This is a genomic window from Bordetella genomosp. 8 (assembly GCF_002119685.1).
GTDB lineage: Bacteria > Pseudomonadota > Gammaproteobacteria > Burkholderiales > Burkholderiaceae_B > Bordetella_C.
In genome coordinates, this window is the sequence record NZ_CP021108.1 from 672,759 (window position 1) to 685,589 (window position 12,831).

The following is a 12,831-nucleotide window of genomic DNA, read 5'->3' on the forward strand; positions in this document are numbered from 1 at the left end:
CGGGGTTCCACCCGGGACGAGCGCCGGGGTCAGGGCATGGTCTGCATGACGTGTTCGCGGATGATTTTCTGCAGGCGCTTGACGTCGCGGGCTTGCAGCGCGGCGACGATATCGAAGTGTTCGCGCACCGATTTTTCGATACGGGCGCGCGTCATCCATTGCGTGGCCGGCGCGGCGACGGCGCGGCTGCGCATGTCGTGGATCAGCGACACCAGTTCGCGGTTGGCGCACAGGTCGTACAGCATTTCGTGGAACTGCAGGTTCACTTCGTACTGCTGCAGCAGCGTGCCGGTCAGCACCAGCTGTTCGAAACGTTCCGCCAGGGCGCGCAGCTGCGCGACCTTGGCGTCGGTCACCTGGGGCATCAGGTCGGCGGCGGCGCCGACTTCCAGCAGGGCGCGGATATCGCGGACGTGGTTCTGCCGCTGCTCGTCGATCGCATGGACGTGATAGCCCCGGTTGGGAACGTGTTCGATGACGCGCTTCTGGGTCAGGTGGTCCAGCGCGCGCCGGACGTCCAGGCGCTTGGCGCCATAGCGTTCCTGCAGATCGATCTGCTTGAGCCAGGCGCCGGTGCCGAACACGCCGGACTGGATGTCACGGGCAAGTTGATCGGCCAGCGTAGCCGGTGCGGTAGAGGCCGCCGTCTTCGGCATGATTTCATTCCGTTATGGGTTTATGCGGATTTTATGAAATTTGCCTCGCACTTTGCAGCGGCCGGCAGGATCACGCCGCCGCGGTGGCCGTCGTCGGTTCGGCGAAGCGCCATTTCAGCCTCACCCCGCCGGCGTCCGTGGAGACCAGCATGGGTATCGCGGCCAGCAGCCGCCGCGTGTAATCCTGCTGGGGCGCATCGAAGATCTGGTCGCGCGTGCCCTGTTCGACGATGGCGCCGTCCTGCATCACGATGACACGGTCGGCGACCTGCTCCACCACGCCAAGGTCATGGCTGATGAACAGGCAGCTGAAGCCATGCCTGCGCTGCAGGTCGGCGAACAGGTCCAGGATCTGCGCGCGCACGGTCACGTCCAGCGCCGAGACCGGCTCGTCGGCGATGACGAAGGACGGGCGCCGCACCACGGCGCGCGCGATCGCGACGCGTTGGCGCTGGCCGCCGGACAGCTCGTGCGGATAGCGGGCGCCGTGTTCGGCGGACAGGCCGACTTCGTCCAGCGCCTCGGCGACGCGGCGGGCCTTGTCGGCGGCGCCCAGCCCCGGGACCAGGCGCAGGGCTTCGCCGACCAGCTGGGCGATCGTCATGCGGGGATCCAGCGACGAGTAGGGGTCCTGGAACACCATCTGGCAGTTCAGGCGGTAATCGTTCCAGGCGGCGTCGCCGCGTTTCAGCGGCCGGCCCCGGAACAGGATCTGGCCTTCCGTCGGCGCGACCAGGCCGGCGATGGCGCGGCCCAGGGTGGTCTTGCCCGATCCCGAGCCGCCGACCACGGCCACGACCTCGCGCGGGTGCACGGCCAGCGACACGCCGTCCAGGGCCCGCTTGGCGGCGGTGCGCGACAACATGCGCTGGCGGCCGGCGTAGTCGACGACGAGCTGCCGGACTTCCACCACAGGCGCCTCGCGCGACGGCAGGCGCGCGGGCATCCTGCGCGGCATGGCCTGCAGCAACTTGCGGGTATACGGGTGCTGCGGCTGCGCCAGCAGGTCCGCGGTGCGGCCGCTTTCCACGACTTCGCCCTGCGACATCACGACCACGCGTTCCGTGTAGCGCGCGACCATGGGCAGGTCGTGGCTGATCATCAGCACGGCAGTGCCGTGTTCACGCGTCAGGCCCACCATCAGTTCGAGCACGTCGCGCTGCACGACCGCGTCCAGCGCGGTGGTGGGTTCGTCGGCCACCAGCAGCGCGGGCTCCAGCAGCATCACCGACGCGAGCATCATGCGCTGGCGCATGCCGCCGGAAAACTCGTGCGGCCAGGCCTTCAGGGCACCTTCGGGGTCGCGCAGGCCGACGCGGCCCAGCATGTCCAGGATGCGCTTGCGACGCGCCGCCGCGCCCAGGTCGCGGCGATGCAGGGCCAGGCCTTCTTCCAGCTGCCGGCCTATCGTCATCGACGGGTTCAGGGACGTCATAGGTTCCTGGAACACCATGCCTATCCGCGCGCCGCGCAGGCGGCGCAGCACCGACGGCGCTGCCTGCGTGATGTCGGTGCCTTCGACCAGGATGCGCCCGCCCACGCGCACCAGTGGCGGCGGCGTCAGGCCCAGGATGGCGCGGGCGGCCTGCGTCTTGCCGCTGCCGGATTCGCCGACGATGCCGACCATTTCACCGGGCGCGATTTCGAAGGACACGTTGCGCACGATCTCGCGGCCGCCATGTCCCACCGCCAGGGTCAAGCCCTGCACGCTGACCAGCGCCTGCCCCGCGCCTCCCATGTCCGTTGCGCCGCGCGGGTTCATTGCATTCCCCGCATGCGCGGATCCAGGCGGTCGCGCACGGCGTCGCCCAGCAGGTTGATGCCCAGCAGGGTGATGGCGATGCACAGGCCGGGAAGAATGGACAGATACGGCGCCTGCGACAGGAAGGGCCGGGCCGCGGACAGCATGTTGCCCCAGGTGGGGGCGGGCGGCGGCACGCCCAGGCCCAGGAAGGACAGGGCGCTTTCGGCCAGCACGACCCAGCCGAACATCGACGTCGCCAGCACCGTCAGCGGCGCCCCGCAGTTGGGCAGGACATGGCGCGCCATGGTGTAGAGCTCGGAATTGCCCAGCACGCGCGACGCTTCGATGAATTCCCGTTCGCGCAGCGACAGCACCGTGCCGCGCACGATACGCGTGACCGACGGCGTGTAGGCCAGTCCCAGCGCCAGGATGATGCCGTATTTGTTGGCGCCTACCACAGCCAGCAGGCCCAGCGCCAGCAGCAGGCCGGGAAAGGCCAGCAGCGCGTTGTTGAAGGCCATGACGATGCGGTCGGTCCAGCCGCGCACGAAGCCGGTCAGCAGCCCCACGCAGGTGCCGGCGATGAGCGCGAAGGCCACCGTCAGCAGGCTGATCCACACGCTGGCGGCGGCCCCGGCCATCAGCCGGGACAGCTCGTCGCGGCCGAACTCGTCGGTGCCCAGCAGATAGGCACCGCCTGGCGCATGCAGGCGCGCGACGAAGTTGATCTTGAGCGGATCGTAGGGCGTCCACGCCACGCCCGCGATGGCGGCAACGACGACGATGCCCACCAGGACGCCGCCGACCAGCGCATTGGCTGCCACGCGTTTTTTCATTCGACGGTCACCCTGGGATCGAAGTAGGGATAGCACAGGTCGACGACCAGGTTGACGACCACGTAGATCACCGCCACGAAGAGCAGGCAGCCCTGGATCACCGGGTAGTCGCGACCGAAGATGGAGTCGACCAGCAGCCGGCCGAGCCCCGGGATGGTGAACACGGTTTCCACCACCGCGATGCCGCCCAGCAGATTGCCCAGCACCAGCCCGATCAGCGTCCAGGTCGGGCCGAAGGCGTTCTTGAAGGCATGCCGCATCAATACCGTGCGCTCCGACAGGCCCTTGGCGCGCGCATGGGTGATGTAGTCCAGCCGCAGCACTTCCAGCGTGCTGGCGCGCGCCATGCGCATGATGACGCCTATCTCATGCAGGAACAGCGTCAGCACCGGCAGGATCAGGTACAGCAAGCCCGCCTTCCAGTCGCTGGACACCGACACGTAGCCCACCACCGGCAGCCATTGCAGCTTGACGCCGAACAGCAGCAGCAACAGCAGGCCGCCCCAGAAAGTGGGGATCGACACCAGCAGGGTCGCGCCGCCCACCAGCATGACGTCGGGCAGCGCGTTCTGCTTCCACGCCGCGATCATGCCGGCCGGCACCGCGACCGCGGTGGCGAACAGCACCGCCGCCAGCACGACCTGCGCGCTGACCACGAAGCGGTCCCAGACCAGGCCCAGCACCTGCTGGCCGGTGGTGATGGATACGCCAAGGTCGCCATGCAGCATGTTGCGGAACCAGATGCCGAACTGCACCGGCCAGGTCTGGTCCAGTCCCAGCCGCGCGCGCAGGTCGGCCAGGCTGGCGGGATCCGCCAGGTCACCCAGCATCAGCTGCGCCGGGTCGCCGGGGATCAGCCGGATCATCACGAACACCGCCACCGCCACGATCAGCAGCGTGGGCAGGGTCATCAGGATACGGGTCAGCGCGAAGCGCAGCATGGCTACCGTCCTTGGCCGCCGGGCCTATACGCCACGATCCGGGCCACGATCCGGGCCGCGGTCCTGCCGCAGCACCTTGGCGAAGAAGTCCTGCACGATGCCCACCACCTTCAGGCCGTCATGCGGCACGTTGTCGACCACGTCCATGTCCACCGTCACGCCGGCCGCCTCGAAAGAGCGGCGCAGCGTGGCCAGCCGTTCGGGGCGCGTGCGGCCGGCGTCGTTGCAGCCGGGCATGTAGTACTTGCCGCCGGGCTGGTGCGTGATCTCCCAGGTTTCCATGTCGGCCTTGCCGACCACCATGTGCACCGCGACGCGCCGCAAGGCGTCCAGGTCCAGGCTCTTGCCGAAGCGGGCCGCCATGTCGCGCGTGCCCACCCACCAATCCTTGTCGGCATCCAGCAGCGTGACCGACCCGGGCGCGCCGATGGACACCGCGCGCAGCCGTTCCGGGTGCAGCAGGGCGAAGCGGTTGACGAACTGGCCGCCGCCGGAATACCCGAACAGCATGAAGCGGCTGAAATCGCAGCCGTACTTTTCCGCGACTTCGTCCACCATGTCCAGCAGGACGTCGTCGTAGCGGATGTCGCCTTCGCGCAGATGCTTGAAGCCATCGCGATTGCCGTCGCCCAGCACGCCCGCCGGGAACAGGGGGCACAACACGATGCAGTCGTTCCAGCGGGCGAACTCGGCGAAGGAATCCCGGTATTCCACGAAGGCGCGGCCCGTGCCGTGCACGATGACGACCAGCTGCATGGGGCGGGTGGCCTGCGCCAGGTGCGGCGGCACGTAGGTGCAATAGGAAAACCGCGGGTCGCCGCGCGACGCGTAGATGATGCCGGGGCCCAGGTCGTAGAGGGCACGCGCCAGGCTGGCGCTATCGGAAGGCGAGGAATCTTGGGGCATGGGGTGCTCTGGAAGAAATGCGTGGGCTGCCGTGCGGCCAGTCGATCGATCTCGCGGCGACAGCGTGCGACTAAATTGGCGCCAATATTATTAACCGCCGTAAGGGACCGCAAGACGGGTAATCCCGTACCGGCGCGCAGGACGCGGTCGATGGCGGGCCGTATCATCGGCGGTGATGCGCGGCGGGAACATCGATTGCTGGGCATCGTCCCGCGCGGGCATTGCGGGTTTAAATCCAGTCCTTCCACGTTGCATACGCCGAGTTCGCCCATGTCCTACTTCTCTCGAGTCCGAGCCACGCCATCCGCCCTTTTGCGGCTGCTGATCGCGTCGGGCAAGCAATGGTCCGAGCATCGTGCGTCCAGCAAGGGCGCGGCGCTGGCGCTGTACACGATCTTCTCGCTGGCGCCCATGCTGATCCTGGTGATCGCCGTGGCGGGCGCGTTTTTCGGCGAACAGGCGGTGCGATCCGAGCTGGTCGGGCAATTGCGCGACCTGATGGGCGACCGCGGCGCGGAAGTCATCCAGATCGTCCTGGCCAGCGCGCACGAGTCCAACAGCGGCCTGGCCGCGACCATCATGTCCATCGCGGTGTTGATCTTCAGCGCGACGACCGCCTTTGCCGAGCTCAAGGAAAGCCTGGACGAACTGTGGGACGTGCGCGGCAAGGGCCGCAGCGGCGTGCACGGCATGGTGCGCAGCCGCTTGCTGTCCTTCGGCCTGGTGCTGGTGCTGGCGCTGTTCCTGCTGATATCGCTGACCGTGAACGCGGGCCTGAGCGCGGCGCACAGTTACTACGGCGCCCTGTGGACGAACTCGGCGTTCGCGATGGTGGCCGAGGTCCTGTCGTGGATATTTTCCTTCGCGGTCGTGGCGGCGCTGTTCGCGGTGATCTACAAGCTGCTCCCCAACGCCGTCATTCCCTGGGGGCACGTGCTGCCGGGGGCGATCGTGACGGCGGCGTTGTTCCTGCTGGGGAAATGGGGCATCGGCCTGTATCTGGGGCGGGGCGCGGTGGCGTCGGCCTACGGGGCGGCCGGCTCGGTCGTGGCCTTGTTGCTGTGGATCTATTATTCCGCGCAGATTTTCTTTTTCGGCGCCATTTTCACGCGGCAGTACGCGCTGTACATGGGCCGTCCCGACGAACCGGCGCCTTCGGCCTGATCGCCCGCGCCGGCCACGGTTGAATCGCCTGTCGTTCCGCAAAAGCGGAAGGGGGCACATGTCGGGGTTTCCGGGCTAATCTGTCCATCCGTCTTAGCTGGAGCCATCGATCGATGGATACGGAATCGCCTGCCGGGCCCCGCCGTTCGCCATTTTCCCAGGTCCTGTTCCATGTGCAGGATCCCTTGCGCCGCATGGTGTTCGCCTTGCGCAACCTGGGGTCGCCGTATCAGCGTTACCGCCATGCCCGCGCGCTGCACGGCATACGGGTCGCGCTGGCCATGCTGACGACGGTGCTGCTGTCGCGTCTGCTGGACCTGCCGCACGGCGTATGGGCCAGCGTGTCGCTGCTGGCGGTCATCGGCGGCATCCAGCATCACGGCAACATCCGCAAAAAAGCCATGGAGCGCGGCCTGGGGACCCTACTGGGCGCGCTGGCGGGATTGCTGCTGATCTTCGCCGAGGAGTTCGGCGCACCGCCCGTCGTAACCATCATCGCCATGTGCGCCATCGGCGGGCTCTGCGCCTACTATGCGATCGGGCGCGGGGGCTATATCGCCTTGCTGACCGCGATCACGATGGTCATCGTCGGCGGGCAGGGTGGCGATTCCATGGCGACGGGCCTGTGGCGCACGCTGCAGGTATGTATCGGCATCGCCGTGGCGCTCGCCTTTTCCTTCGCCTTGCCCCTGAACGCCAGTTATTCCTGGCGCTACAGCCTGGCGCTGAACCTGCGCCGCGCGCAGCAGCAGATCCGGCGATTGCAGACGGACCAGCCGTTCACGCCCGAAGCGCGCAGCGCGATGTTCTCGGAACTGAGCAAACGATCCATCGCCTTGCGGGGCCTGATGCCTTCGGCGGCGAAAGAGATGAAGCTGAGCGGCGCGCAGATAGAACGCATCCAGCAGCATCAACGCGCGATCGTGGCGGCGCTGGAGATGATATCCAACGCGCGCCTGCATGCGTCCGCGCAGGATCAGCTGAACCTGTCGCGGGCGTTTCGCGGCAGCCAGGGGCAGTCGCTGCGGCGCGGCTTGCTGACGATCGCCCGCGCGCTGCGCAAGGGCGATACGTCGGTGCTGGGTGCGGCTGCCGCCGCCGCGGGCGAAGATGGGGTCGCCGATCCGACCACCGATGCGGCCACCGATCCGGCCGCCGGCTGGGTGGCGACGCTGCAAGGTCCCGACTGGGTGATGCGCGAAATGGCGGCGCAGATCGCGCAGTTGCGCAAGGCCGTCATCGCGCTGCCCCGGCAGCGCAATTGACGTCTAGTCCTTGGAGACCTCCCACGCCCGCGCCCGCTTCAGCGCCCAGGGCGTATATCCCTTCACGTTGTCGCGGAAAGCGCCGACGTCCAGGCCGTTGAACAGGGGCATCATCGGCGCATCGGCCAGGAACAGCTTGTGCAGTTCGTCGAACTGCGCCTGGCGCTGGGCCGTATCGGTGATCTGGGACGACGAGTCGATCAGGGCCAGCGCCTTGGGATCATCCCACACCTTGCGCGGCTGCTTGTCCTTGTTGCCCGCCATCATTTCATAATTCAGGCTGGGATCCAGGCGAGCGGAATACGGGAAGACCATCATCTGGTATTTGCCGCTGTTGTAGCGATCCAGCTGCGACGCCCATTCCTGCACCTCCAGCCTGGCGTTGATGCCGACCGCCTGCAGCATGGCCTGGATGATCACGCCGGACGAGTAGGTTTCGGGATAGCGCTTGGTCGCCATCATGACCAGTTCCTGCCCCTTGTAGCCCGATTCCTGCACCAGCTTCTGCGCCAGCGCGGGATCGTACTTCCAGGCCTGCTGCTGGGTCTTGTCGTAGTACGAAGATATCAGCGGCACCATGGACGTACTGGGCTGCATCAAGCCATCGCCCACCGCGGCGACCAGTTGCCCGGCATCGATCGCGTGCACGATCGCCTGCCGCAGCTTGACGTTGGACAAGAGCGGGTCGCGAGTCTGCATCAGCAGCGCCGTCAGGCTCATCACCGGCGAGGTCGCCACCTTCACGCCCTTGACAGCCTGCACGGTCTTCACGTCCGAATACGACAGGTCCTGGATGATGTCGACGTCGCCGCGCTGCAGGCCGGCCTTGGCCGTTGCGTCGTCCGGCACGATCATGAAGCGGACTTCATCCACGAGCGGCCGCTTCGAGCCGGTAAAGCCGTCGGGCTTGCCGTCCTGGTTGGCGTAGTGCGGATTCTTCACCAGGCTGATGTATTGCCCGCGCTTCCACTCATTCAGCATGAACGGGCCCGTGCCTATGGGCTTGTTCCACGAGCCGTCCGGATTCAGGGAATCGCGGTGCACCACGCCGCTGCCCGCGCAATCGGGGCGCGCCAGCGAACCCAGGAACAGGCCGTAAGGCTTCTCCAGGTGATACACCACGGTATGCGGATCGGGGGCGTCGACCGCGGTCACCTTGGCAGCCCCGCTGCCGTCGAAATCGCCATGGCAGCGCCATGCCGTCTTCGGATTCATGAAGTAATTCCAGCTCCACACCACGTCCTGCGCGGTCAGCGGCGCGCCGTTCTGGAAGGTGACGCCATCGCGCAGCGTGAAGGTGTATGTCTTGCCGTCGTCGCTGATCGCATACGACCTGGCCAGCAGGGGTTTGATCTCCGCGTGTTCGCCGAAGGCGACCAGGCCTTCGACGATATGCATCACCACCATGTCGCTGTTGCCGTCCCGGTTCACACCGGGTTCCGTGGAGCGGATGTCCGCCGTCATGGCGACGCGCAAAGGCGTGCCGCCCGCGGCATAGGCCGGGCCCGCGATGCCGGCCGTGCCCGCGATGGCCAGCGCCGTCGATGCCAGCATGGCGGCGGCGGGGCGGCGGAGTGTGAGCGTTATCTTCATGCCGCGCTCCTTCCCGTCAACGGGGGGCATAGGTGATGACTTCGGGCTCCGCGCTCAGGCTGTAGCGCGTATAGACCTGGTTCAGCGCGGGCAGCGGCACGACGTCCATTTCGCCGACGGCCGGTTCCATCACGACCATCGCGACCGACGCCGACAGGTTGTCGTGGCTGCCCGGGCGCGGCGGGCGGCATACCGAGTAAGGCGCGCCGAAGTTGTCGAAGAAGGCGGCGCGCAGGTCGTCGCGCGTCAGCGCGTCGCGCCTGTTCAGCAGCCGCCGCACGCGCCAATCGCGGTATTGGCTTTCCGGGGTGCTGGCGCGGCCGGTATCGCGCAGCTTGCACAGCGCGACTTCGCTGACCCAGTGATTGGCGTGCACGATCAGGTCGTCGGTGCCGGGGTAGATGGGGAAGGCTTCGTCCGTCGTGCACTCGAAATCGATGCCGAAGCCTTCCGCCATGCCCAGCATGATGTTGTTGGAACAAGACTTGGGCGTGGTCGCCACCGCTTTCACCGCCAGCGCGAAATGCTGCTGTTCCAGCACCTTGCGGCGGATCAGCGACAGGGGCACGCCCAACTGCTTGAAATCGCGATCCGATTCCAGGTAGTTGGCGGTGATGGAAATCCCCGTGCTGTTCAATCCGCTGCGCGCCAGGCCGCCGGCTTCGACGAAGGTGAGCATGTCGGGACCGTCTTCCTGCCGGATGCGCAGCACGATGGACGTCTCGGCGCATTCGGCGCGCCAGTCCCAGTTCTGGCCGTGCAGCAGGTTGCCGGTGGCGGAACGCTCCGGCAGCACCAGCGCGCCGGTGCAGCCGTCGCCGGGCTCGAGTTCGGCGGCCTTTTTCTTTTCCGCGCGCGCCTTGGCGACGACCTCGGTGCGTGCGTTGATCATCACGATGTCTTCCAGTGGCACGCCGGCGCCGTCGGCGATGCCGCGCATTTCTTCGATGTAGTGCGGGCCGTAGGCCTCGATTTCCTTGGCGAAGGATTCGATCAGCTGCGTGCGTGCCGGGCCGTCGTAGCCCAGGGTCACCAGGGTCTGGCCATACATGGCCGCGCTTTTTCGAACCCGGTCCACGGCCGCGCGCCCGTACTGCACGCCTCGTTCATAGGGTTTCCCGGCTACCGAGATGAAGGGGAACTGCTGCGGTGTGGTGGGCATGGCGTACCTGGCGTGGGCAGGAAGAGTCCGGCAGGAGGCGGCGCCGGACTGGCGCATGCGCTGCGGGGCAGGGGAGCGAAAAAGTTTATCTTAAATTGGCGCCAAAAATATCAGGGATTGTCCCAGCCCGACCCCGACCCTAATCCCGATCCTGTGCCCGGTGATCCGGGTTCTGCGTCCGGCGATCCGACCCAACGTGCGGGCGGCATAAAAAAAAGGCCAGGTCCGAAGACCTGGCCTTTCTACTTGCGATGATGGCTTGCGGCCGGCCCGCCCCGATGATCCGGGCCGGGCCTGCGAGCAGGACTTGCTTAGAAGTCCATGCCGCCCATGCCGCCCATGCCACCAGGCATGCCAGCCGGCGCGGCGGGCTTGTCTTCCACCAGCTCGACCACGGCGGCCTCGGCCGTCAGCAGCAGGCTGGCGACGGACGCGGCGTTCTGCAGGGCGGTGCGGGTGACCTTGGTCGGATCCAGCACGCCTTGCTCGACCAGATCGGCGTACTCGCCGGTCGCGGCGTTGTAGCCGTAGTTGCCCTTGCCACCCAGCACGGCGTTGACGACCACGCTGGACTCTTCACCGGCGTTGGCGACGATCGTGCGCAGCGGCTCTTCGACGGCGCGCAGGATCAGCTTGATGCCGGCGTTCTGGTCAGGCGTATCGCCCTTCAGCTGGGCAATGGCTTGCTTGGCACGCAGCAGCGCGACGCCGCCACCAGCCACCACGCCTTCTTCCACCGCGGCACGCGTCGCGTGCAGGGCGTCTTCGACGCGGGCCTTCTTTTCCTTCATTTCGACTTCGGTCGCGGCACCGACGCGGATCACGGCAACACCGCCGGCCAGCTTGGCCACGCGCTCTTGCAGCTTTTCACGGTCGTAGTCGGACGTCGCTTCTTCGATCTGGACGCGGATCTGCTTGACGCGGGCTTCGATCGACTTGCTGTCGCCAGCGCCGTCGATGATGGTGGTGTTTTCCTTGCCCACTTCGATGCGCTTGGCCTGGCCCAGGTCCTGCAACGAGGCCTTTTCCAGCGACATGCCGGTTTCTTCGGAGATGACCACGCCGCCCGTCAGGATGGCGATGTCTTCCAGCATGGCCTTGCGGCGGTCGCCGAAGCCAGGCGCCTTGACGGCGGTGGTCTTCAGGATGCCACGGATGTTGTTCACGACCAGGGTGGCCAGCGCTTCGCCTTCGACGTCTTCAGCGATGATCAGCAGCGGACGGCTCGACTTGGCGACTTGTTCCAGCACGGGCAGCAGGTCGCGGATGTTGCTGATCTTCTTGTCGAAGATCAGGACGAACGGGTCGTCCAGCGCGGCGACTTGCTTGTCGGGGTTGTTGATGAAGTAGGGCGACAGGTAGCCGCGATCGAATTGCATGCCTTCGACCACGTCCAGCTCGTTTTCCAGCGACTTGCCGTCTTCGACGGTGATGACGCCTTCCTTGCCGACCTTGTCCATCGCGTCGGCGATGATCTGGCCGATCGACGAATCGCTGTTGGCGGAGATCGAGCCGACCTGGGCGATTTCCTTGCTGGTGGTGACGGGCTTGCTCAGCTTCTTCAGCTCTTCGACGGCGGCGGCGACGGCCTTGTCGATGCCGCGCTTCAGGTCGATGGGGTTGAAGCCGGCGGCCACGTACTTCAGGCCTTCCTGGACGATGGCCTGGGCCAGCACGGTGGCGGTCGTGGTGCCGTCACCGGCGTTGTCGGAGGTCTTGGAGGCAACGTCCTTGACCAGTTGCGCGCCGATGTTCTCGAACTTGTCCTTCAGTTCGATTTCCTTGGCGACGGACACGCCGTCCTTGGTCACGGTCGGGGCGCCGAAGGAGCGCTCCAGCACGACGTTGCGGCCCTTGGGGCCCAGGGTGGTTTTGACAGCGTTGGCGAGGACATTCACGCCACGGACGATGCGCACACGGGCGTCATCGGCGAACAGGACTTGCTTGGCAGCCATAGTGGTTCCTTACTGGAATTCTGTGGGAATTCTGTCGAATTCGGTATTCGGGACGGGGGAATTACTGGATCACGGCGAGGATTTCTTCCTCGCGGATGACGAGCAGCTCTTCGCCATCGACCTTGACGGTCTGGCCGGAATACTTGCCGAAGAGCACCTTGTCACCGGCCTTCAGGTCAACCGGCAGCACCTTGCCGTCTTCCGTGCGCTTGCCGGGACCGACGGCGACGACTTCGCCTTGGTCAGGTTTTTCGGCCGCGCTGTCGGGGATGACGATGCCCGAGGCGGTTTTGCGCTCGTTGTCCAGGCGTTTGACGATCACGCGATCATTCAAAGGACGCAGGGCCATGAAGAACTCCTGTATTCAGTACGATGTGGGGTTGTCTCTAGGGACCGGCCAGAGGCTGTGTTAGCACTCATTGGCGGCGAGTGCTAATTATAGGGGCGGTTGGTTTGGCTTCAAGAGCGAGGTGGTCTGCTGTTACAAATATGTTGTGCTGGGTGTCTGCCGGCTTACAGGGGCGGATGGGAGGTCTGATCTTTGACGGGTTACAGCTGCCGCGCGATGCTTCCAGATAAGCTGCCGGCGACCTTTCCCCAGGATCCCAG

11 protein-coding genes are annotated in these 12,831 nt (G+C 66.2%); 2 read left to right on the forward strand and 9 right to left on the reverse strand.

Annotated features, from left to right (window positions below; genetic code table 11):
- Positions 1-29: 29 nt before the first annotated feature.
- The 5 genes from CAL12_RS03055 to CAL12_RS03075 form a co-directional block, all read right to left on the reverse strand.
- Complete coding sequence (locus CAL12_RS03055; RefSeq protein WP_086063133.1) at positions 30-656, reverse strand: GntR family transcriptional regulator; 627 nt, start codon at positions 654-656, stop codon at positions 30-32.
- A gap of 70 nt (positions 657-726) precedes the next feature.
- Complete coding sequence (locus CAL12_RS03060) at positions 727-2,418, reverse strand: ABC transporter ATP-binding protein (protein ID WP_232464686.1); 1,692 nt, start codon at positions 2,416-2,418, stop codon at positions 727-729.
- Positions 2,415-3,236: an ABC transporter permease gene (locus tag CAL12_RS03065; RefSeq protein WP_086063134.1), complete on the reverse strand. Its 822-nt coding sequence runs from the start codon at positions 3,234-3,236 to the stop codon at positions 2,415-2,417. The genes CAL12_RS03060 and CAL12_RS03065 overlap by 4 nt, the downstream gene beginning before the upstream one ends.
- A complete protein-coding gene (locus tag CAL12_RS03070; RefSeq protein ID WP_086063135.1) occupies positions 3,233-4,177 on the reverse strand; it encodes an ABC transporter permease in 945 nt (314 codons plus the stop codon). Before CAL12_RS03070 ends, CAL12_RS03065 begins: the two co-directional genes overlap by 4 nt.
- 24 nt (positions 4,178-4,201) lie before the next feature.
- Positions 4,202-5,083, reverse strand: coding sequence for a hydrolase (locus tag CAL12_RS03075; protein ID WP_086063136.1), 882 nt, complete (start codon positions 5,081-5,083; stop codon positions 4,202-4,204).
- A gap of 270 nt (positions 5,084-5,353) precedes the next feature.
- On the opposite strand from CAL12_RS03075, the gene CAL12_RS03080 reads away from it, so the two are divergent.
- On the forward strand, positions 5,354-6,247 hold the full coding sequence (locus CAL12_RS03080) for a YihY/virulence factor BrkB family protein (protein WP_086063137.1): 894 nt from the start codon (positions 5,354-5,356) through the stop codon (positions 6,245-6,247).
- A 113-nt stretch (positions 6,248-6,360) separates the two neighbouring features.
- Complete coding sequence (locus CAL12_RS03085) at positions 6,361-7,512, forward strand: FUSC family protein (RefSeq protein ID WP_086063138.1); 1,152 nt, start codon at positions 6,361-6,363, stop codon at positions 7,510-7,512.
- Positions 7,513-7,515: 3 nt separating this feature from the next.
- On the opposite strand, the gene CAL12_RS03090 is transcribed toward CAL12_RS03085, so the two are convergent.
- The 4 genes from CAL12_RS03090 to groES form a co-directional block, all read right to left on the reverse strand.
- Positions 7,516-9,105 carry an ABC transporter substrate-binding protein gene (locus CAL12_RS03090; protein ID WP_232464687.1) on the reverse strand — a complete coding sequence of 530 codons (1,590 nt, stop codon included), beginning with the start codon at positions 9,103-9,105 and terminating at the stop codon, positions 7,516-7,518.
- Positions 9,106-9,121: 16 nt separating this feature from the next.
- The gene (locus CAL12_RS03095) at positions 9,122-10,267 is read right to left on the reverse strand and encodes a C45 family autoproteolytic acyltransferase/hydolase (RefSeq protein WP_086063139.1); all 1,146 of its coding nucleotides are present in this window, start codon (positions 10,265-10,267) and stop codon (positions 9,122-9,124) included.
- Positions 10,268-10,578: 311 nt separating this feature from the next.
- Complete coding sequence (gene groL, locus CAL12_RS03100) at positions 10,579-12,222, reverse strand: chaperonin GroEL (RefSeq protein ID WP_086063140.1); 1,644 nt, start codon at positions 12,220-12,222, stop codon at positions 10,579-10,581.
- 61 nt (positions 12,223-12,283) lie between these two features.
- Positions 12,284-12,571 carry a co-chaperone GroES gene (groES, locus tag CAL12_RS03105; protein WP_086063141.1) on the reverse strand — a complete coding sequence of 96 codons (288 nt, stop codon included), beginning with the start codon at positions 12,569-12,571 and terminating at the stop codon, positions 12,284-12,286.
- Positions 12,572-12,831: the final 260 nt, after the last annotated feature.